The organism is Neisseria perflava, assembly GCF_024170405.1.
In the GTDB taxonomy this organism is placed as follows: domain Bacteria; phylum Pseudomonadota; class Gammaproteobacteria; order Burkholderiales; family Neisseriaceae; genus Neisseria; species Neisseria perflava_B.
In genome coordinates, this window is the sequence record NZ_JALJYC010000001.1 from 65951 (window position 1) to 87165 (window position 21215).

Genomic DNA, 21215 nt, shown 5'->3' on the forward strand with positions numbered 1-21215 from the left:
GAAAATTTGATTTTTCAGACGGCCTTTGCCGTGTTTATCCGTCGACGGGTAGCAGCAGTCGGAATTTTATCCCAACTGACGGAATCAGACTAAGCACGCGGCTTTTTAAAGCGGATTTTTTCAGACGGCGTTTCGGATGGTTTGGTCGTATCTTTTACGCAATCCACCGGTAATATTTCAACAGTTGGCAGGGTAAGGCCGTTTTTGTCTTGGTAAACGGCACGGAAGGATTTGATGCCGTAAGGCAGGCCACCGTCGGGCGAACAGACGGTTCTTTTGAGCAGGGCGTGTATTTTGGCATTGAGGGCAGGCAAAGCCTCGGGCGGAATTTTGGAAAAATCCTGCTTAACCAGCGTATATTGATACCGAACAGTGTTATCGGGCAAAACCTCGCCGTAATCCAAGCGGGTATCTTCATCCAGCATGGTGCTGGCAAAATGCGCATTGCCCCGCTTGATGGCGGCTTGCGCTGCTTCACTTTGGCAATCTTGCGGGCGCAAAATGAGGATGTCGGGTTTGGCGGAGAATTCGTGGTAGGTAATAAGCTGCCATTCAACGGGCTGTAAGGGTGCATCGGATTTGCATACTTTTAGGTAGTATTCCTGCCGCGAGCCGTTTCTCCCGCCCTCGATTGTGCCGGGTATTTGGCTTTTAGTCAGACCATGCAGACGGAAGGTAACCGACCACACATCATTTTTAAACCGGGCATTTTCCTATGTCATGAATCCTGTTACCTGCTTCGGTAAATGCGGTTTGACGATGTCGGCCTGTTGGCGATAATACGCCCGCGTTTCTTCGTTTACTTCAGCCGCCAGCGGCAGGGAAACAGCGAGTAGGGTAAGGGCAAGGCAGTGTTGCAGTTTCATCGTTTTCTCTCTTTGTTGTATTGTTAAAGGCTGTCTGAAAATTGTTTCAGACGGCCTTGTTTTTAGCATGAAATCAAGGGGTTTGCCAAGTAGGGGGAGAATCTGCCTGAGACTTCGGGTATGGTTGGAGTTTCCGCTGGGATTTCATCCCAACCTGCGCGGTTGCATGATTTTTCAGACGGCCTCGACCAAATCTTTCCAATCGCCGTAACCCTCTTCGTCCATTTTGTCCAGCGGGATAAAGCGCAAACTCGCCCCGTTGATGCAGAAGCGCAGTCCGCCGAGTTCTTTCGGGCCGTCGGGGAAGACGTGACCCAAGTGCGAGTCGGCGGCGGCACTGCGCACTTCCACGCGGCGCATGCCGTGGCTGGTGTCTTCGCGGGCGGTGACGTGTTCGCGTGCAATCGGGCGCGAGAAGCTCGGCCAGCCGCAGCCGGAATCGAATTTGTCGGCGGAGCTGAACAGCGGCTCGCCGCTGACAATGTCAACGTAAATGCCGGGTTTGAATTGGTGGTCGTAAGGGTGGGAAAACGGGTGTTCCGTGCCGTTTTCTTGCGTTACATAATACTGCTCGGGCGTAAGGCGGGCGCGGATTTCGTTTTCAGACGGCCTTGTGTACGTGCGCGGTGCGGGCGCGTCTAGTGGCTGCTTGGCCAAGCGCAAATCGATGTGGCAGTAGCCGCCGGGGTTTTTGCCCAAATAATCCTGATGATAATCTTCGGCGGGGTAGAAATGTTGCAGGGCTTGGTTTTCCACCACAATCGGGCGGTCGTATTGCTGCTGTAAATTTTCCAGCGCAGCGGTAATGACGGGCGCGTCGGCGGGGGCGGTGTAGTAAATGCCGGTGCGGTATTGTTCGCCGATGTCGTTGCCCTGACGGTTGCGCACGGTCGGGTCAATCAGGCGGAAGTAGTGGCGCAGGATGTTGTTCAAGCTGATTTTGTCATCATCGAAGGTCACGGCCACGGTTTCGGCGTGACCAGTATGGCGGCGGCACACGTCTTCGTAAGAGGGGTGGGCGGTGCGGCCGTTGGCATAGCCGGATACGGCGGAGATGACGCCGCTAATGCGGCGGAAGTAGGCTTCCACGCCCCAAAAGCAGCCGCCGGCCAGATAGATGGTGTGTGTCATGTTTTTTCCTCTTATTGCTTTATGCAGTTTATCAGCTCTTAAATATAAAGCCTGTTTCCTAAAATTTCTATTGGCTTTACAATCGCAGTTATTCCCATTTACGCCGTCTGAAAGGCCGCTCATGTCGCTTGCCCAACCGAAACGCATTTTAATCATCAAGTTGCGCCATCACGGTGACGTATTGCTGACCACGCCTGTGGCCGACGCGCTCAAACACCGCTTCCCCGATTGCGAAGTGGACATGCTGGTGTATCAGGAAACGGCCGATATTATTCGCGACAACAGCCAAATCGCGCAGATTTTCACCATCGACCGCCAATGGAAAAAGCAGGGCAAAAAGGCGCAGTGGCAGCATGAAAAAGATTTGTTTTGCCGCTTGAAGGCGCGCGGTTACGATTGGGCGTTTAACCTCAACGACCAATGGCGTGCGGTGGTGATTGCCAAACTGTGCGCCCAATGCAGCGTGACGCTGGCGTATGAGAAGCGCGACAATTTCTTATGGCGCTTTTGCCATGATTTTGTCAATCCCGATTTGGATGTGACCCGTCATGTGGTCGAGCGGCATTTGGCGGTGTTGCCGCCCTTAATGCAGCCGGACGAATATCCCGCCAAAGTGCGCATGCAAATCAGCAACGACAGCCGCATCAGCCTGCGCCAAAAATTGCGCGAACAGGGCTGGAACGACGAGCCGTATGTCTTGATACACCCGGGTTCGCGCTGGCTGTTTAAATGTTGGGAAGACGGCAAATACGCGGCGGTGGTGCAATTATTGCTCAACCACGGTCAAAACGTAGTCTTGACCGCCGCACCGTCAAAAGAAGAGCAGACGATGATTGAAGAAATCAAAGGCCGTCTGAAAATCCACGAGGGTGTGAACGTGTGGACACTCAACGGCAATCTCAACCTGCGTGAGCTGGCGGCGGCGATTGAAGGCGCGAGCCTGTTTGTCGGCGTGGATTCCGTGCCCATGCACATGGCGGCGGCGCTGGATAAGCCGCAAGTGGCGCTGTTCGGCCCGACTTGGGTCAGCCGCTGGCGGCCGTATTCCGACCAAGCCGAGGTTATTTGGGCGGGCGATTACGGCGAACTGCCTGATCCGGACAGCATTAACACCGACAACCACACGCGCCTTTTAAGCGCGATTCCGCTGGAAGCGGTGTGGAAAAAAGTGGCGGAGAAATTGGGTTTGCAGCAGGGGTAGTTTGCTGTGGGGATTGAGATAAGAATTTAAAATATTTCCATTGTTCTTAGAATAGTAATGTTTCCGGCAGACAGAAAAGCGTCGGATTTTCGTCATTAGCTGCGCAGGCGGGAATGACGAATCCTTGCGGATTCTGTCTGTCTAACAAAGTATGTTTCTGAAATTCAAAAATATATTCTTTTAACGTATCTTGAATTCCCTCTACTTGATATATGCAAAGGCCGTCTGAAAACCATATTCTGCCAAACAGAAACGGTTTTTCAGACGGCCTTTGATGTTTACGGTTGATGTTTACGGTGCAACCGCCTTACTGCCCGACCCCGATATAGCTTTCCCCGCTGCCGCCATCGCGCTGCCAACGGATACGCGAACGGTTGTTGTCGTTGCCGACAGGCGTATCCTGCTCCAACTGCCAGATGACGTTATTGCTGCCGCCGATGGGGTATGAGCCGCGTATGCCGACATAGCTGCCGAAATCGGAAACGCCGCTGTCGGATACGGTTTTGCCGCCGTATTTGTATTGCGAGGCTTCAATGCCGCTTTTGAGCGTGCCGTAAATCTGCGTATCGGCAAACGCGGGCGCGGCCAGCAGCAGGCAGACGGGGACTAGGGAAAATTTCATGGCGGGTGTCCTGAATATTTTGCCGAAAAGTATAGCAACCGATGGTGTAAATGAATCATAATTCTAGCAAAGGCCGTCTGAAAAGACCGTCATATAGCCGTCCCATTAATTTGATACGGCATTGCTGCGCCTTGCTCAAAGAGGGGGCTTGACTAAGCTGCTGAAGCAGCAAGTCAGCCGACTCGTACTACCCGTACTGCCTGCGGCTTGCTGTCTTGTCTCAAATTAACGAAACGACTATAAAATGAAAGGAAAAAGATGAACACCCTCCGCGCCGCCGCCGTACAAATGGTTTCCACCACCGACCCCGACGAAAATATCCGCACCATGCGCCGACTGGTTAAAGAAGCGGCGGCGCAGGGCGCGGATTGGGTATTGCTGCCGGAATACTGGCCGATTATGGGGCGTAAGGACACCGACAAGCTGGCGTTTGCCGAGCCTTTGGGCGCAGGCAGGTTTCAGACGGCCTTGCGCGAGGCGGCGCGTGAATGCGGCGTGGTGTTGTTTGGCGGCACCATTCCGCTGCAAAGCGCCGAGGCAGGCAAGGTGATGAACACCATGCTGGCGTATGATCGCAGCGGGGCGCAAATCGGGCTGTACCACAAAATGCACCTGTTCGGTTTCAGCGAAGGGGCGGAACGCTATGCGGAGGCGGATACCATCAGCGCAGGCAAGGCCGTTCCTGATTGGCGGGCGGAGGGCGTGAATATTGCGGCGGGGGTGTGCTACGACTTGCGTTTTCCCGAATTTTTCCGTGCGCAGCAGCCGTTTGACGTGTTGCTGCTGCCTGCCGCGTTTACTTACACCACCGGACAGGCGCATTGGGAATTGCTGCTGCGGGCGCGGGCGGTGGAAAACCAGTGTTACGTCATCGCTTCGGGACAAGGCGGCGTGCACGAAAGCGGACGGCGCACCTACGGCCACAGCATGATTATCGACCCGTGGGGTGAGGTGTTGGCGGAACTGCCCGAAGGCGAAGGCGTGGTGGTCGCGGATTTGGACGCGGCGCGTTTAAACAGCGTGCGCACGAAATTACTGGCGTTGCGTCATAGGGTGTTGTGACGGCCTTTGCGCTATAATCCGCCCATGAACAAAACCCCCATCCGCATTTTAGGCATCGACCCCGGCAGCCGCATTACCGGCTTCGGCATTGTCGATGTATATGGGCGCGAACACCGATACGTCGCGTCCGGCTGTATCAAAACCATCCCCGGCGACGAGCTGGCTGGGCGCATTGCCATTATCTGCGAACACATCGGCGAGCTGATTGAAACCTACCACCCCAACCATGCCGCCATCGAGCAGGTGTTTGTCAACGTCAACCCCGCCGCCACGCTGATGTTGGGGCAGGCGCGGGGCGCGGCGATTGCCGCCCTGACCATGCGCGGCCTGCCGGTGTACGAATACACCGCCTTGCAGGTCAAGCAGGCGGTGGTGGGGCAGGGCAAGGCGGCGAAAGAGCAGGTGCAGCATATGGTGGTGCAGATGCTGGGCTTGTCGGGCACGCCGCAGGCCGACGCCGCCGACGGTTTGGCCGTCGCGCTTACCCACGCTTTGCGCAATCATGGTTTGGCCAACAAACTCAATCCCGACGGGATGCAGATTAAACGCGGACGTTTTCAGCGGTAAGGGTTTTCAGACGGCCATAGGGCGGGGTTGCAACTCTGTCGTTGTCTTGCAGTCACAATCGTGTAGGGTGGGTTTTAACCCACCATTTATCCGCTTTATATCGTGGGATGGTGGGTTAAAACCACCCTATGCATGATGACAAACAGGTAAGGTGCAATAGGCGGTACGCCGTATTGCACCGATTAGCGGATGTTTGCACGCCATGGAAACTTTAAATATTCGCTAATCGGTACGTTACACCGCTTGAGGAGGCTAACGTACCCTACGGTTTGGCGCAAACACAAAGGAAAAAATCATGAACGAAACCCTAAACACCCTGCTGCAACACCGCAGTATCCGCAAATTTACCGCGCAGCCTTTGGATAAAGCAACAGTAGATTTGCTGATTGAAGCCGCACAAGCCGCCTCCACCAGCAGCTATATGCAGGCCTGCTCCATCATCAGCATTACCGACCCCAAGCTGAAAAACGCTTTGCGCGACATCAGCACGCAAGATTATGTGGCGGACAACGGCCATTTGTTTATGTTTGTCGCCGACACCGCGCGCAATGCCGAAATTGCGCGTATGCAGGGCGCAGAGCCGGTTCATCAGGGTTCGGCCGACCGCTTTTTGGCGGGTGTGTACGACGCCACCGCCGCCTGTCAGAATATGGTGATTGCCGCCGAAAGTTTGGGTTTGGGCGCGGTGTATTTGGGCAGCATTTTGAATGATGTGCAAAAAGTGATGGATTTGCTCGGCCTGCCGCCGCTGACGTTCCCCGTGTTCGCGCTGGCGGTGGGTTATCCCGACCAAACGCCGCAGCAAAAACCGCGCCTGCCTGCCCAAATCGTGCATATGGAAAACCGCTATGTCCCCGTGGGCGAACGGCAGGACGCATTGGCCGCCTACGATAAGGCGCTTGCCGACTATTACGGCCAACGCGCCAGCGGCAGCCGTGCCGAAACCTTCAGCCATATGGCAGCGGCTTACACGTATACGCAGCAGGCCAAGCGTACCGTGTTGGGCAAGGTTATCCGCAAACAGGGATTTTTTTACTGAATTGGGCGATGAATAGCGTGCACGCGCCGAATATTGCGCAAGGCCGTCTGAAATTTAAATTTCAGACGGCCTTGCTGTTATAATTCCGCCATCTCATTTTAAAAACAAACGCCTTACCGCCATGAAATTTGCTTTTTTTCTGCTGTATCTGATTCAGCTCTTGCCGTTCAAACTGATTCATTTATTGGCCGACGGCGCCGGCTGGCTGGCTTATTACGCCGTCAAGCCGCGCCGCAAAGTCGGCTTGGTGAATTTGCAGAAATGCTTTCCCGAATGGAGCGAAGCCGAACGCGAGAAAGTGTTGAAACGCCATTTCCAGCACATGGGCAAGCTGCTGTTTGAATACGGCCTGTATTGGTACGCCCCGGCCGAGCGCCTGCGCAAATTCGTGCACTATCAGGACAAACATTATCTCGACAACGCGCTTGCGGCGGGCGAAAAAGTGATTCTGCTTTATCCGCACTTTACCGCGTTTGAAATGGCGGTTTATACGCTCAATCAGGATGTGCCGCTGACCAGCATGTATTCGCACCAGAAAAATAAAGCGATGGACGAGCAGATTTTGAAAGGCCGCTACCGCTACGACAATGTGTTTCTCATCGGCCGCACTGAAGGCTTGCGCGCGATTATCAAACACCTGCGCAAAAGCGCCGCGCCGTTTCTGTATCTGCCCGATCAAGATTTCGGCCGCAACGATTCCATTTTCGTCAATTTCTTCTGCATTCCCACCGCCACCATTACCGGCTTGAGCCGTATCACCGCCATGACCGGCGCGAAAGTCATCCCCGCCATTCCCACACGCGAGGCCGACAATACTGTGACCCTGCGCTTTTATCCGGCGTGGGACAACTTCCCCAGCGACGATGTCGTGGCCGACACCCAGCGCATGAACGATTTTATCGAAGCGCGTATCCGCGAGCAGCCGGCGCAGTATTACTGGCTGCATAAGCGTTTTAAAACCCGCCCGGAAGGAGAGGCCGGATTTTATTAAATGCTCGTATTGGATAAGGTTTTTAGCTGTTTGCCGATAACGGAAGGCCGTCTGAAAAATTTTAATTTTCAGACGGCCTTTTCTATTGCCGTCAGCCGTTTCAACATCATGCCAAATACTTGGGTATAGTAGAATTAGTTAACGTGAGTTCGGGATAAGCAGATAGAATATCTTTTTAAATTTCAGAAACGTGTTTCTTCCGGCAGACAGAATCCGCGAGGATTCGTCATTCCCGCGCAGGCGGGAATCCAGACGTTTGAGCTTCTGATACTTTGAAAACATTACAGAAATGTCGGGCTTCTGGATTCCCCCTGCGCGGGAATGACGAAAATCTGGCGATTTTCTGTCTGCCGGAATTATGTATGATTCTGAAAATAATAAAAATATTCAAAACACTTATCCCGAACTCACGTTAGTTAAAAACCAAACCATAAGCACTGCGTAGGTTGGGTTGTAAACCCAACATTTGCCCAAATGCCCGTTGGGATTTCATCCCAACCTACTCAGTTTGGTTTTTTTAGTGATTCTACTATCACACCTGTTTCTTGAACCGGCAGTCAGCAAATTGAGCGGTGGGAAAAATCTGAACAGCCGATTACGCCCAAATTACACATTTCTTGTTGTCAGACAGGTTTGTTTATTTTGAATCGAAGCGGCCGTCTGAAAGAATTGGAAATTGGTCTAACCATAAAATAGAACGGTATCCTTGTATTTTATAGGATATTTTTATTTCCCCTTTTTGAAATTGGTCAAAATCGGGTAGAAAATGGCCTGCTTGGCTCTGGGTTTGGAGTGTTGATTAATGTATTAAATTTAATTTCATTTTAAATCATGTGGTTATTATATTGTATAAACCGGATTAAATGATTCGGCTTTAAAATATACAGATATAAAATTTCTGTTTTGATGATTTTAGAGAAATTATCTTCGGTAAAATTTGCAAAATACTAAAGGATAGTTTTAAAAAATTAAATAATTATAAAATTATCTTTTCATTTAAAATTTTGACATGCCAAATTTGACCGCTTGAAAACCGCAACAAATTAGTGTAAATTCCGCTACATGAAATTACACCTGTTCAGGCAGTCGTATGGCCTGGATAAGTATGGTTTCCCCTAGGGGACGTTGCACGCGTTTCGATTCCTTCCGGTGCAACGCCTTTTTATCGGCGCGGAGTTGAGCCGCGCAGGTAAAGCCGCAGGCGAAAGCCTGTATTGTTTGTGAAGCGTAAATCTCTGATTTGAGGTATTGAGGCAATCCTGTGGGGGGTTGCCTCTTTTTTTATTCTCGTTTTCATCAGAATTCCCTTAACGGTTGAAACCCTGCTATTGATGGCGGTAGAATCAGAGCCTATTCAGGCGGGGTGCTACTCCTTCTGAATCAGGCAGCACGCAGGACAACCAGGCGTGCCCTCCTGTGTGTTGAAATATGCCACAATGCGTATCAGTTCCACTGCTTAGAAAGCCGCGCCATGACCCCGATTCTCGCTTTTGACATTGAAACGGTACCCGATGTACACGGTATCCGCCTGTTGCACGATTTGCCCGAGAGCGTGCCGGATGAAGAAGTGGTGCTGTTTGCCCAGCAAAAACGCCGCGCCCAAACCGGCAGCGATTTTATGCAACTGCACCTGCATCAGGTGGTGGCGATTTCCTGCTGTATGCGCTGGGGCAGCGAAAAAATCCATGTCGGTACCATCGGCGAACCCGACGACAGCGAAGAAACGGTGATTGCCAAGTTTTTCGAGTTAATCGAAAACCACACGCCGCAGCTGGTGAGCTGGAACGGCGGCGGTTTCGATTTGCCGGTATTGCACTACCGCGCCTTAATCCACGGCATTGCCGCCGCCCGCTATTGGGACATGGGCGAGGGCGATTTCGGCGACAGCCGCGATTTCAAATGGAACAACTACATCAGCCGCTACCACAGCCGCCATTGCGATTTGATGGATTTGCTGGCGCTGTACCAGCCGCGCGCCAATGTGCCGCTGGACAATATGGCGAAGTTGTGCGGCTTTCCCGGCAAGCTGGGCATGGATGGTAGCAAGGTGTGGGAAGTCTACCATGCAGGCCGTCTGAAAGACATCCGCGATTATTGCGAAACCGACGCGGCCAACACCTACCTGATGTATCTGCGCTTCCGCCTGATGAGCGGCGCACTCGACGGCGACGAATACGAGCGCGAAGTCAAACGCCTGAAAAGCTATCTGAAAGAGCAGGCGGCGGATAAAGCGCATTGGCAGGAATTTGTAGCGGCGTGGCGGTAGGCCGTCTGAAAAAAAGGATGGTGTATGCAGATTTCCCATATCGACCATATTGTGCTGACGGTTGCCGATATTGAGCGGAGCATTGCTTTTTATACGCAGGTGCTCGGTTTTCAGGAAGAAACCTTCGGCAACGGGCGCAAGGCTTTGAAATTCGGCTGCCAGAAAATCAATCTGCACCAAAAAGGCCGCGAATTCGAGCCCAAAGCCGCGCAGCCGACGTGCGGCGCAATAGATTTGTGCCTGATTAGCGCAACGCCGCTGGCGGAGGTGGCGGCAGAATTACAGGCGAACAATATTCCCGTTATCGAAGGCATTGTCGGGCGCACCGGCGCAGAGGGCGCTATCCGTTCGCTGTATATCCGCGACCCTGACGGCAATCTGATTGAAATCAGCGAGTATGTGTGAATCGCAAGAATCATTGAAGTTTGAGGCCGTCTGAAAAAATCCCCATTTTCAGACGGCCTGGTCTTTCAGCCGCCCCGCCAATCAGGTAAACTAAGTCTTTCCGTTTTCCCGCACAAAGCCCGCCATGACCGACCCCGCTCCTGTAAAACAAATCACCCTGATTGGTGTCGGACTGATTGGCGGCTCGTTTGTCTTGGATTTGAAACGGCTGGGGTTGGTGGAAAAAGTCGTCGGCATTGATTTGAGCCGCGAAAACCTCGACCGCGCCTTGGAGCGCAACGTCATCGACGCTGCCTATACCGACATTAATGCCGAGAGCGTAGGCGGGGCGGATATCGTCATCATCGCCACGCCGGTGTCCACCATGAGCGCCATTTGCGAAGCGGTGAAACCGTTTCTCGGCGCGGATACCCTGATTACCGACGTCGGCAGTACCAAACAATCCGCCGTGGCCGCGTTCCAAAACCATCTTACCGAATTTCTGCCCAACTGCATTGCCGCCCACCCGATTGCCGGTTCCGACCGCCACGGCGCGTTGGCGGCGCAGTTCGGCCTGTATCAGGATAAAAAATTAATCATCACGCCGCACGGCCGCGAGCGTTCAGACGGCCTCGAGCGCATCGAAGCGCTGTGGCAGGCTGTTGGCGCACGCACCTACCGCATGAGCGCGGCGGAACACGACGCCATTTTCGCCGCCGTGTCGCATATGCCGCACTTGTTGGCGTTTGCCTTTGTCCACGAAATGTTCGATCATCCCGATGGCCAAACCTACCTTCAATTCGCCGCCAGCGGTTTCCGCGACTTTACCCGTATCGCCTCCAGCCACCCAGCGATTTGGACGGATATTTGTCTGGCCAACAAAAACAGCCTGCTCGCCCTGCTCGGCGGCCTGCAAACGCAGCTCAACACCTTGCGCGGCATGTTGGAAACGGATAATAAAGACGGCTTGTACCAATACTTTGACGAAGCGCGGCAGACGCGGGACGATTGGCAGAAAGGGCAGTAGGGCAGGATTACGTAAAAAGGCCGTCTGAAAATATGCTATCCTATGCCATGATGCGTACACGTGTGCAATATAAGAGAAATAAGTATGGGAAATAATTCCGATTGGTTTTCAGAAATTGGGAAAATGATAACTTGGTTCTTACTGTTGGTAGGTTTGACTCCAGTGGTTGCTTTATTATTTGGTATTCTTTTTGCGTTGCTATTTTAGTAATTGAAAACAAAAATGCCGTCTGAAAAATTTAAAATTTTTCAGACGGCATTGGTTTATTCAAGCCTCAACCCGGCCGACCGTCCACACGCGGACGAATCAGCCACGGAATATATTTCCACGCATACAGCAGCAGCGCGAGGGCGAACAGCGCGGCGGAGCAGCGTATGCTGTGGTTATAGGCTGTACCACCGACGAAGGCCGCCAATACGCGCACGGCGGTGGCCGCCATCATCAGCCAAAACGCCACGGGAATGACCTTGGGCGGCGGGTAAATCGCATTGCCGGTGTGCCCCAGCGCGGTGCGCGCCATCATGCCCAGCGTCAACACGCCTATGCCGCCGACGCCGATTAAATGCACGCCCAAGCTCAGGAATGACGGTTGGAAATACGACATGCCGACCGCCATCAAACCCAGTCCGGTAAAGAGGTATCCGGCAAACAAAATCCACAACATCGGCTCTTTCAACACCGCTTTATACCACCAGCGGTAAAGCTGAACCAGGCTGATGATACCGGCGGCAAAGGCACACAGCGCGGCAACGGGCAGCAGCATTTGGTGCGCCATCAGCATGGCGGTAATGACGGGCAGCCACAGCGCGGCATGCGCCATCCAAGCGGGGCTGGGAATTTGCGGCACGTTCAGGCGTTTGGACGTGAAAAACGAGATAATGCGCGTGCCGATTAAGCCGATAAAACCGGCCACCACAATCAGTCCGGCCTGCAAGCCGCCCAGCAGCGCGGCGTAATCATGCGCATGCAGGCGCAGGTGAAACACCATATGCGTGCCGCCCAAGACAAACAGGGCAAACACGGCGGCGTAGTTGCGCTTGTTTTTCGTGCGCACCACCGGAATCGCCATGCAGACGGCGGCATACCAGAAAAACAGCGTACCGAAAACGCCGCTGACATCTGTGCCCCAAGTAGGGATAAACGCGCAGATACGCGCCAGCAGCCACAGGGCGGTCAAACCGGCCAATACGCCGCCGCGTGTCGGCGGCTGGCTTGTCCATGTGGCGACGGCGGTCAGCAGAAAAGCGACCACTACCAGACCGGCATAGCCCCAAATCATTTCGTGCGCATGCCAGTAAAACGAGGGCAGCTCGCCTGTGCCCTGATAGCCGAAGCCCCACAGCAGAATCGACAATGCGCCGTACAGCGCCGCCAGCGAATATAGGGGGCGGAAGGCCATCGCCCAAACGGGGTGTGTAAACAGCTTGCTCATGGTGTTCCTTAGGTTTTTATTGTAAACGAAATGGGTTTAGCGGATTTGCCTGCTGCATAAATCAGGCAAGGCCGTCTGAAAATAAATAGATTTTCAGACGGCCTCACGATTTTCAAATTGCTTCGATCTCGCCCAAATACGGCTCTACCGCCGGAAACAGCTCGCGCTCTTCAAAGCGGGCGTGTTCGCGCAGGGTGGTGGCGAAAGTGGTGTTCCACGCTTCGCTGGTGTAGTCCGGCGTCGCCATCATGCCGCGCAGGGTAGCATGGTCGCCCTCGAAACGGGCTTTTAATTCCGGGTCGATGTGCGCCCAATGCGGGGCAAACTGGCGTTCCTCTTCCTGAAAATGGGCTTCCAATTCAGGAAAATGCGCAGAAATTTCCGCTTGGTGGTTTTCAGACGGCGTGCGCAAAATACGCACGCACAAAGCCAGCGAATGATGGTGTTCGCGGGATAATTCAATCAATGCCGGATGGCGTTTCAAGGGTTTCATGGCAAGGGTCTCGGCAGGTTCGGTTGGTAGCGGGAAAGCTCATCATCGCAAACGGCGGCAGCGGGTTGACAATTTCCCGATTAAATTATAAGTTTCATCTATTATGAAACTTAATATGCGGTAAAGTCAAACCGACAGGGCGCTTTTCCCCGCAGTTTGGCAACCGGACGGAAAACATCATGCACCTGACACAACACACCGATTACGGCTTGCGCGTTTTGATTTACACCGCCATCAACGACGACGCGCTGGTAAATATCAGCACCATTGCCGAGACCTACGGCATTTCCAAAAGCCACCTGATGAAAGTGGTGACCGCGCTGGTCAAAGGCGGCTTTCTCGACAGCGTACGCGGCAAAGGCGGCGGCCTGAAGTTGGCGGCAACGCCCGATAAAATCAACATTGGCGCGGTGGTGCGCCATCTCGAACCCATGCAGGTAGTCGAATGCATGGGCGAACACAACGAATGCCTGATTACCCCGTCGTGCCGCTTGGCCGGGGTGTTGGGTGGGGCGGTCAAAGCGTTTTTCAATTATCTGGACGGCTTTACTTTGGAAGATATGCTCAACAAGCGCACTTATGATTTGCTGTATGTACCGAAAATCGACATCATGGCGGTTGAAGAAGCCTGATGGGGCGGGTAAAAAGTGTTGTAAATAAATTACAAAATAATGCTGCGGGCGGTATGTTGCGTATAAGGCCGCCATCGGTGTTGCCTCAGGCCGTCTGAAAGAGACGGCAGATAGGGAAAAAGGCAGTTTCTCCATTGAAGGCAATGGAAGAATACTGCCTTTTTCACTTGCGTGTATCTGATAATGAATAGTAAAATCACTCGAAATTCAATAATCTGATTTCATTAGAAAATATCCACTGCGTGACGAATCAGTCGCTTGCAGAACTTGTAGTAAAAATAGATTGCAAATAGAAATAATTGCCATTAATATGCTGACACTATGAAGAATGAACGAATTTCAAACCCCACGGTTATTGCTGCAGTGGCGCTTTTGCATGTCGGGCTGATGGCTCTGCTGTGGAAAGCCGCCCCACAGATTCAGGAGAGTGTGGAGCATATCGAATTTGTCGATTTGGGCGATTTCGGCGGCGGCGACGGTGCGCCCGAAGGTGCAGGTGCACCTTCGGCGGCGCAACCCCAACCGCAGCCCGAGCCGCCCAAGCCGAAGCCCAAGGTCGAACCGCCCAAACCAAAACCTAAACCGGTCGAGCCAGAAAAGTCGGTTATCAAGCCGGTGGTTACCAAAAAAGCGGATGCCGACATCCAGCAGCCGAAGGAAAAACCGAAACCTGTCGAGAAACCCAAACCGGTTGAAAAACCGAAGCCGGTCGAGCAGCCCAAACCCGAATCGAAACCCCAGCCGAAGGCTGAACCGGTAGCGAAAGCCGCCGACAAGCCGTCTGAAAAACCTGCCGACAAACCGGCGGCTGCCGCACCTTCCGCGCAAGCGGGCGAGGGTGGTAAAGGCGGCAGCGGTGCCAAAGACGGCAAAGGCAAAGGCTCCGGCACGAAAGGCGAAGGCAGCGGACGCGGCGAGGGCAGCGGTAAAGGCAGCGGCGGCGCCAAAGGCGATCACGGCGAAGGAGCCGGCGGTTCCGGCGGCGGGTCGGGCAGTGGTGGTGCAGGCAGCAGCCGCAGCAATCCTGTGAGTGCTACCGGTTCGATTCCGACCCCACCTTATCCGACTTTGTCTCAGGAAAACGGCGAAGAAGGTACGGTGGTGTTGAGCGTATTGGTTGCGCCAGGCGGTAATGTTGCTTCGGTAAGCGTGACCAAGAGCAGCGGTTCGGCACGTCTTGACCGTGCAGCGAAACAAGCAGCGCAAAATGGTCATTTCAATGCCAGCGTATGGACGAAATTCCGTGTGCCAGTACGTTTTAGTTTAGGTGGTTAAGGCCGTCTGAAAAGAACGTTTCATTTTTGAATGAAACATATCAAACAGTTTAAATTAAATGGAACTCTTGTGTTTCGTTTCCCGCCGCTAAGCGGCAGAATTTTAAATTTTATTGAGCTTTGGAAAGAGTATGAATTTATCATTGGTATTTCAATCGGGCGATGTCGTCCTAATTAGTGTATTTTTGTTGATGATTGTGATGAGCATTGTTACTTGGAGCGTAATTATCCTGCGCACCATCAAACTGCGTAAGGCCAAGCAGGGCAATGCTGCTGCGAAAAAAATTGTGATGGATGCGTTTACGCTGAATGACGCGGTGCAAAAAGTGAAAGCCGTTGATTCGCCCATCAGCGATTTGACCACCGAATCGGTACGCGCCTATCAAAGCTACCGTCAAAGCGACGCCAAAACGCTGGCGAATGCCTTGCCGCTCAACGAATATCTGGTGACCGCCATCCGCAACAGCATGAGCAAAATTTTGGGCAAATTTGACGACGGCATGACCGTATTGGCTTCGATTGGTGCGACTGCGCCGTTTATCGGCCTGTTTGGTACGGTATGGGGCATTTACCACGCGTTGATTAACATCAGCGAAAGCGGCCAAATGAGTATTGCCGCCGTTGCCGGCCCGATTGGTGAAGCCTTGGTTTCTACTGCTGCTGGTTTGTTTGTGGCGATTCCTGCGGTTTTGGCTTACAACTTCCTCAATCGTGGCAAGAAAACCCTGTCGCAAGACATGGACGATTTCGCTTATGACCTGCATGTTCGTCTGTTGAACCAAAAGGATTAAGTCATGGCATTTGGTTCGATGAATTCCGGCGATGATGCGCCGATGTCTGAAATCAACGTCACCCCGCTGGTGGACGTGATGCTGGTGTTGTTAATCGTGTTTATGATTACCATGCCCGTATTGACCCATTCCATTCCGCTGGAGCTGCCGACCGCTTCCGAGCAGGCGGCGAAAAAGGATAAACAGCCGAAAGAGCCGCTGCGGTTAACTATTTCTTCTGATGGTAGCTATTACATCGGTGCGGAATCGGCAACCAAGCTGAGTGTTGAAGATGTGGCCGCGCGTTTGAAAGATGCGAAAGCGACCAATGAAGACACCATCGTGGCGATTGCCGCAGATAAAGCGGTGGAATACGATTACGTCAACAAAGCATTGGGCGCGGCACGCGAAGCCGGTATCAGTAAAATCGGTTTTGTCACCGAAACCAAGGCGCAATAAGCGTATCGGTTATTATCCGCAAAGACAAAGGCCGTCTGAAAGCAATAGTTTTCAGACGGCCTTTGATTATTTATGTAAGGATTACAAACCTTGCGCCGCCTGTTGCAGACGGGCGGTAAAGTTTGCCAAATCCACGCCTGCTTGTCGGGCAGCGGTTTCCACCGCTTCTACGCTCATGCCGTGTTGCACCTGATAATAGCCCCATAACAGCGAACTGCGCGTCCCTGTGCGGCAGTAAGCCAAAACGGGGGCTTCGGTTTGCTGTAACAAATCATGGAACGCGGCAACGTCGGCGGCGTTGATGGCCGGTGCGACAACCGGTTGGTGGTGGAAATGGCGGATACCGGTGTTTTCCAGCCAACGGGCGACTTGTCCGGCAGAGGGCTGCCCGGCCTCTTCATCATCGGGGCGGTTGCAGATAACGGTTTGAACGCCCAACGTAGCGGCTTGTCGGGCATCGGCTTCGGTCAGTTGCGGCGAAACGTATAAATTGTCAGTGAGTTTTAAAATAGCCATAAGGATTTCTTTGTTGGGCTAGGGTTTCAGACGGCAGGGTAGGGCAGGCCGTCTGAAAATACAGTGAAATGATTTAAAACCAGTTGGATATGCAGGCAATAATTTATTTTACACAGTTTGCGCGTGGCTTGTTGTATTGCGGGGCATTCGCGCGGTTACTTAATTTCCCGCCAGCCAGCGTTCCAACAACACCTTGTCGCGGATAACCAGCAGGGCGGTGTCTGCTTCGGCGGCTTGCACGGTAATGACGGTTTCGTGCAACACGCCTGCGCGGAAGAAATGCAGACGCGCTTGCGTGCCGATTGCCAGTTGCGCCCACTGCGCGGCAAAGTCGGTGCAGGCATAGCCGTTGAGGGCGATGATTTTATCCTGTGGGCACAAAGCGGCGTTTTCCGCGCTGCTGCCGTTAAACACCTGGCTGAGGGTAATGCTGTCGGCGTTTTGTTTGAAACGTGCGCCGAAATCGCCAACAGGAGCGGTATCGGCAGGTATCTCGTCTGCTACGCCGCCGCCGTGACTGCGCGGCAGCGGCTGCCAGCTCAATTCTATCCCGACGCTTGCCAAATATTCGGCCAGCGGCAAATCATCGGTGCTGTATAAGGCCGTCTGAAAAAAGTCGTGCAAATCCAAGCCGGTAAGGTCTTGGCAGCGTACCTGCCATTGTTTTTCGGGTATGCCTTGACGGGTCGCAATCCAGTCGCGGTAGTGCTGCTGCATGACCTTATCCAGCGACCATGCGCCGCCGCTTTTTTTACGGATAAGCAAATCCAGACAAAGCGCGGCCAATGCGCCTTTCTGATAATAGCTGACGATGGCGTTGGAGCTGTTTTCGTCTTGTTTGTAAAACTTATTCCACGCGCTAAAGCTGGATTCGGCCAGCGTCTGTTTCAGACGGCCTTTGCCCTGCTGCACGCGGGTAATCGTTTGCGCCAGCAGTTTGGCATAGGCCGCAGGTGCAATCGCACCGCTGCGTGCCAAAAACAAATCGTCGTAATAAGAGGTAATGCCTTCAAACGCCCACAGCTGTTCGGTGTAGTTTTCACGGTGCAGGTCATACGGTGCGAACACTTCGGGTTTGATGGATTTGACGTTCCAAGCGTGGAAATATTCGTGGCTGAACAGGCCGAGCAGCTGGGTATAAGCGTCATCCGCGTCTTTCATGCCGTAACGCGGCAGGCTGTTCCGGTCGGCAAGCAGGGCGGTGCTGCTGAGGTGTTCGAGGCCGCCGTAGATGTTGTCGCCGACATGCAGCAAAAACAGGTATTCTGCAAACGGCGCGGGCTGCGGGAACATCGCCAGCTCGGTTTCGCAGATTTTCTGCACATCGGCCAGCAGGCGGGCGCGGTCAAAATCAGCATAAAAACCGCTCAAGGCAATGCGGTGCGGGATACCGGCTGCTTTAAACTCCAGAAATTCAATCTGCCCCAATTCGACCGGACAGTCTATCAAATCAGCATAAGAGGCCGTCTGAAAATGATGTTCCGCTACGCAGGGCAGGGCGGTGGCACACGCCCAGTTTGCAGGAAGCTGTTGCAGCTCGATGTGATGAGGCTCGTTTTCACGCCCGCCGACTTGTAAAAACAGGCAGGCGCCGTCGAAGAAACCGCGTTCGGTACTCAAAAACGAGCCGCGTACGGATAAGTCAAACGCATAAACGGTGTAGCAAATCTGCCACGCTCCGGCTTGGCCTCGGGCTTGCCAACGGCTCTTATCCAGTTGCTCCAGCGCAACGGCTTGTCCGTCGCAAAACGCCTGAATCTGCATAATATGGCGCGAGAAATCCCGAATCAGATAGCTGCCCGGCACCCAGTCAGGCAGGCGCAAATCAATAGGCAAATGATTGTTTTGCATGAAACTTAATGTAATTTTCCATTGATGGCTGCATAATTCAGGTTGGATTTTATAATTAATCATATTTATCACTCATTTTGTTAAATTTTATTAGTATGTTTGCTCGGAAATAAAATATTTAATTTACATCAACAAGACATCTGAAAAAGGGGACTTGAAAAATACATACGGGTAAAATACGCATTCCGTTAAATCAATATAATGATTTTGATGGATTTTTAAATTATTTGGTGCATGGCTGTACGATTTTGAGGAGTGTAATATTGCTTGGCTCATCGTTGTATGTATGTTAAATTTAGAAAAATTTAAACTTCGCCTTAGCTGTTTTCTATGAAAACGCGGGTCGGAGAAATAAAAATCTCATTCCCATAATTTATGGAGACTCTAATGGACACACAAACTTACAACTACAAGGTGGTGCGCCAGTTTGCCATCATGACTGTAGTTTGGGGCATCGTGGGTATGCTGGTCGGCGTGATTGTTGCCGCCCAATTATACCTGCCGGCGCTCAATTTATCCGAAATCGGCCCTTGGCTGCACTTCGGCCGTCTGCGTCCGCTGCATACCAATGCGGTGATTTTCGCATTCGGCGGTTGCGGTTTGTTCGCCACTTCTTATTATGTGGTGCAACGTACCTGTAATGCGCGTCTGTTCGGCGGCTGGCTGCCTGCTTTTACCTTCTGGGGTTGGCAGTTAGTCATCGTTGCAGCTGCCATTAGTTTACCCTTAGGTTATACCCAAGGTAAAGAATACGCCGAATTGGAATGGCCGATTGATATCCTGATTACTTTGGTATGGGTTGCCTATGCCATCGTGTTCTTCGGTACTATTGCCAAACGTAAAGTCAAACACATCTATGTGGCCAACTGGTTCTACGGTGCGTTTATCTTGGCGGTTGCCCTGCTGCACATTGTCAACAACATCAGTATCCCTGCTGGTATGATGAAATCATATCCTGTATATGCCGGTGCGATTGATGCCATGGTGCAATGGTGGTACGGCCACAATGCTGTGGGTTTCTTCTTGACTGCGGGCTTCTTGGGCATGATGTACTACTTTGTGCCGAAGCAAGCAGGCCGTCCGGTTTATTCTTACCGCTTGTCTGTGGTTCACTTTTGGGCGTTGATTTTTACCTACATGTGGGCAGGCCCTCACCACTTGCACTACACCGCCCTGCCTGACTGGACCCAATCTTTGGGTATGATTCTGTCGCTGATTCTGTTTGCACCGTCTTGGGGTGGTATGATTAACGGCATCATGACCCTTTCCGGCGCGTGGGACAAACTGCGTACTGACCCGATTTTGAAATTCTTGATTGTGTCATTGTCTTTCTACGGTATGTCCACCTTCGAAGGCCCGATGATGTCCATCAAAACCGTCAACTCCCTGAGCCACTACACCGACTGGACTGTTGCGCACGTGCATGCCGGTGCTTTGGGTTGGGTGGGTTTCGTTACCATCGGTTCGATTTACTATCTGATTCCGCGTCTGTTCGGCCGCAAAGAAATGTACAGCGTGAAGCTGATTGAAGCGCATTTCTGGATTGCCACCATCGGCGTGGTGCTGTATATCGCCGCCATGTGGATTGCCGGTGTGATGCAGGGTTTGATGTGGGGTTCGCTGAACGACGACGGTACGCTGACCTATTCTTTCGTAGAGTCTGTAAAACGTACTATGCCTTACTATCTGATTCGTGTAGTCGGCGGTCTGTTGTACTTAAGCGGTATGGTCATCATGGCCTACAACGTTTACCGTACTGCGGTTAGCGGTAAAGCTGTGAATGCTGAGATTCCTGCGGTTTCTCAAGCACAACACCACTAAAAGTATAAGAAAGATAGGCTACCAAAATGAAACTACAACAACTAGCTGAAGAAAAAGTCGGCTTCCTGATTGTCTTTACTCTGCTTGTCATCAGTGTCGGTTTGCTGATTGAGGTGGTGCCGCTTTTCTTCTCGAAAGCAACCACTCAGCCGGCTCCCGGTGTGAAGCCTTACAATGCGCTGCAGATTGCCGGTCGCGATGTGTATGTGCGCGAAGGTTGTTACAACTGCCACTCGCAGATGATTCGTCCGTTCCGTGCGGAGACCGAGCGTTACGGCCATTACTCCGTTGCCGGTGAGTCTGTCTATGACCATCCGTTCCAATGGGGTTCCAAACGTACCGGTCCGGACTTGGCGCGTGTCGGCGGCCGCTACTCGGACGAGTGGCACCGTATCCACTTGAACAATCCGCGTGACGTGGTACCGGAGTCCAATATGCCTGCCTTCCCTTGGTTGGCGCGTAATAAGGTAGACGCCGATACTACCGTAACCCATATGAAAGCATTGCGCGCCGTAGGTACGCCTTACAGCGATGAAGATTTGGCCAAAGCGCCGGAAGAGTTGAAAAACAAATCCGAGTTGGACGCCGTTGTCGCTTATCTGCAAGGTTTGGGCTTGGCATTGAAAAACGTAAGGTAACAGCATGGGCATTAACTGGGTACGCACGCTTTTTACGCTATGGATTTTCATCAGCTTCGTTTTGGTTATCTATATTGTGTTTAATCGGCGCAATAAGGGAAACTATGATGAAGCAGCCAGCAGCATTTTCGATGACGATGAAAATTCTCTTGATAATAAAAACGGGCAATAAC

General features: G+C 52.5%; 22 protein-coding genes and 1 pseudogene. 15 read left to right on the forward strand and 8 right to left on the reverse strand.

Going from position 1 to position 21215, the window contains the following annotated elements:
• Positions 1–89: 89 nt before the first annotated feature.
• From J2T37_RS00295 to msrAB, 3 genes and pseudogenes are all read right to left on the reverse strand, one after another.
• Positions 90–689 (reverse strand): hypothetical protein, encoded by a 600-nt coding sequence (locus tag J2T37_RS00295; RefSeq protein ID WP_253353190.1) that lies wholly within the window; start codon positions 687–689, stop codon positions 90–92.
• A gap of 24 nt (positions 690–713) precedes the next feature.
• A complete protein-coding gene (locus J2T37_RS00300) occupies positions 714–866 on the reverse strand; it encodes a hypothetical protein (RefSeq protein WP_253353191.1) in 153 nt (50 codons plus the stop codon).
• Between the two features lie 174 nt (positions 867–1040).
• Positions 1041–2027: pseudogene (gene msrAB / locus J2T37_RS00305) on the reverse strand (bifunctional peptide-methionine (S)-S-oxide reductase MsrA/peptide-methionine (R)-S-oxide reductase MsrB); the annotation flags it as partial.
• Positions 2028–2118: 91 nt separating this feature from the next.
• Here msrAB and rfaQ point away from each other — a divergent pair.
• Positions 2119–3198: a putative lipopolysaccharide heptosyltransferase III gene (gene rfaQ / locus J2T37_RS00310; protein WP_253353192.1), complete on the forward strand. Its 1080-nt coding sequence runs from the start codon at positions 2119–2121 to the stop codon at positions 3196–3198.
• 307 nt (positions 3199–3505) lie between these two features.
• Here the strand turns inward: rfaQ and J2T37_RS00315 are convergent, their stop codons facing one another.
• Positions 3506–3820 (reverse strand): porin, encoded by a 315-nt coding sequence (locus tag J2T37_RS00315; RefSeq protein WP_253353193.1) that lies wholly within the window; start codon positions 3818–3820, stop codon positions 3506–3508.
• Positions 3821–4078: 258 nt separating this feature from the next.
• On the opposite strand from J2T37_RS00315, the gene J2T37_RS00320 reads away from it, so the two are divergent.
• From J2T37_RS00320 to J2T37_RS00350, 7 genes are all read left to right on the forward strand, one after another.
• The gene (locus tag J2T37_RS00320; protein ID WP_253353194.1) at positions 4079–4882 is read left to right on the forward strand and encodes a carbon-nitrogen hydrolase family protein; all 804 of its coding nucleotides are present in this window, start codon (positions 4079–4081) and stop codon (positions 4880–4882) included.
• A 24-nt stretch (positions 4883–4906) separates the two neighbouring features.
• Positions 4907–5449, forward strand: coding sequence for a crossover junction endodeoxyribonuclease RuvC (gene ruvC / locus J2T37_RS00325; RefSeq protein ID WP_253353195.1), 543 nt, complete (start codon positions 4907–4909; stop codon positions 5447–5449).
• Positions 5450–5744: 295 nt separating this feature from the next.
• Positions 5745–6488: an NADPH-dependent oxidoreductase gene (locus J2T37_RS00330; protein WP_253353196.1), complete on the forward strand. Its 744-nt coding sequence runs from the start codon at positions 5745–5747 to the stop codon at positions 6486–6488.
• Positions 6489–6609: 121 nt separating this feature from the next.
• A complete protein-coding gene (locus tag J2T37_RS00335; RefSeq protein WP_253353197.1) occupies positions 6610–7479 on the forward strand; it encodes a lipid A biosynthesis lauroyl acyltransferase in 870 nt (289 codons plus the stop codon).
• A gap of 1471 nt (positions 7480–8950) precedes the next feature.
• On the forward strand, positions 8951–9745 hold the full coding sequence (locus J2T37_RS00340) for a 3'-5' exonuclease (protein WP_253353198.1): 795 nt from the start codon (positions 8951–8953) through the stop codon (positions 9743–9745).
• Positions 9746–9769: 24 nt separating this feature from the next.
• On the forward strand, positions 9770–10150 hold the full coding sequence (locus J2T37_RS00345; RefSeq protein WP_253353199.1) for a VOC family protein: 381 nt from the start codon (positions 9770–9772) through the stop codon (positions 10148–10150).
• Between the two features lie 124 nt (positions 10151–10274).
• Complete coding sequence (locus J2T37_RS00350) at positions 10275–11156, forward strand: prephenate dehydrogenase (protein WP_253353200.1); 882 nt, start codon at positions 10275–10277, stop codon at positions 11154–11156.
• A 274-nt stretch (positions 11157–11430) separates the two neighbouring features.
• On the opposite strand, the gene J2T37_RS00355 is transcribed toward J2T37_RS00350, so the two are convergent.
• Complete coding sequence (locus J2T37_RS00355; protein WP_253353201.1) at positions 11431–12588, reverse strand: NnrS family protein; 1158 nt, start codon at positions 12586–12588, stop codon at positions 11431–11433.
• A 112-nt stretch (positions 12589–12700) separates the two neighbouring features.
• Positions 12701–13081, reverse strand: coding sequence for a hemerythrin domain-containing protein (locus J2T37_RS00360; protein WP_253353202.1), 381 nt, complete (start codon positions 13079–13081; stop codon positions 12701–12703).
• 179 nt (positions 13082–13260) lie between these two features.
• Between J2T37_RS00360 and J2T37_RS00365 the strand changes: the two genes are divergently transcribed.
• The 4 genes from J2T37_RS00365 to J2T37_RS00380 all read left to right on the forward strand — a co-directional run bounded on the left by J2T37_RS00365 (position 13261) and on the right by J2T37_RS00380 (position 16216).
• Positions 13261–13713, forward strand: a complete 453-nt coding sequence (locus J2T37_RS00365) for an Rrf2 family transcriptional regulator (RefSeq protein ID WP_253353203.1) — start codon at positions 13261–13263, stop codon at positions 13711–13713.
• A 321-nt stretch (positions 13714–14034) separates the two neighbouring features.
• The gene (locus J2T37_RS00370) at positions 14035–14988 is read left to right on the forward strand and encodes an energy transducer TonB (RefSeq protein ID WP_253353204.1); all 954 of its coding nucleotides are present in this window, start codon (positions 14035–14037) and stop codon (positions 14986–14988) included.
• 130 nt (positions 14989–15118) lie between these two features.
• Positions 15119–15778, forward strand: coding sequence for a MotA/TolQ/ExbB proton channel family protein (locus tag J2T37_RS00375; protein WP_253353205.1), 660 nt, complete (start codon positions 15119–15121; stop codon positions 15776–15778).
• Positions 15779–15781: 3 nt separating this feature from the next.
• Entirely contained in the window at positions 15782–16216 is a 435-nt protein-coding gene (locus J2T37_RS00380; RefSeq protein WP_253353206.1) for an ExbD/TolR family protein, read from the forward strand.
• A gap of 81 nt (positions 16217–16297) precedes the next feature.
• Here the strand turns inward: J2T37_RS00380 and J2T37_RS00385 are convergent, their stop codons facing one another.
• Both J2T37_RS00385 and J2T37_RS00390 read right to left on the reverse strand, forming a co-directional pair.
• Positions 16298–16732: a TIGR01244 family sulfur transferase gene (locus J2T37_RS00385; protein ID WP_253353207.1), complete on the reverse strand. Its 435-nt coding sequence runs from the start codon at positions 16730–16732 to the stop codon at positions 16298–16300.
• A 159-nt stretch (positions 16733–16891) separates the two neighbouring features.
• Positions 16892–18646: a M61 family metallopeptidase gene (locus tag J2T37_RS00390; protein ID WP_253353208.1), complete on the reverse strand. Its 1755-nt coding sequence runs from the start codon at positions 18644–18646 to the stop codon at positions 16892–16894.
• A 324-nt stretch (positions 18647–18970) separates the two neighbouring features.
• On the opposite strand from J2T37_RS00390, the gene ccoN reads away from it, so the two are divergent.
• The 3 genes from ccoN to J2T37_RS00405 are packed head-to-tail and all read left to right on the forward strand — an operon-like array spanning position 18971 to position 21214.
• Positions 18971–20404, forward strand: coding sequence for a cytochrome-c oxidase, cbb3-type subunit I (gene ccoN, locus J2T37_RS00395; protein WP_253353209.1), 1434 nt, complete (start codon positions 18971–18973; stop codon positions 20402–20404).
• Between the two features lie 26 nt (positions 20405–20430).
• The gene (gene ccoO / locus J2T37_RS00400) at positions 20431–21042 is read left to right on the forward strand and encodes a cytochrome-c oxidase, cbb3-type subunit II (protein ID WP_253353210.1); all 612 of its coding nucleotides are present in this window, start codon (positions 20431–20433) and stop codon (positions 21040–21042) included.
• 4 nt (positions 21043–21046) lie between these two features.
• On the forward strand, positions 21047–21214 hold the full coding sequence (locus tag J2T37_RS00405; protein ID WP_253353211.1) for a cbb3-type cytochrome oxidase subunit 3: 168 nt from the start codon (positions 21047–21049) through the stop codon (positions 21212–21214).
• Position 21215: the final 1 nt, after the last annotated feature.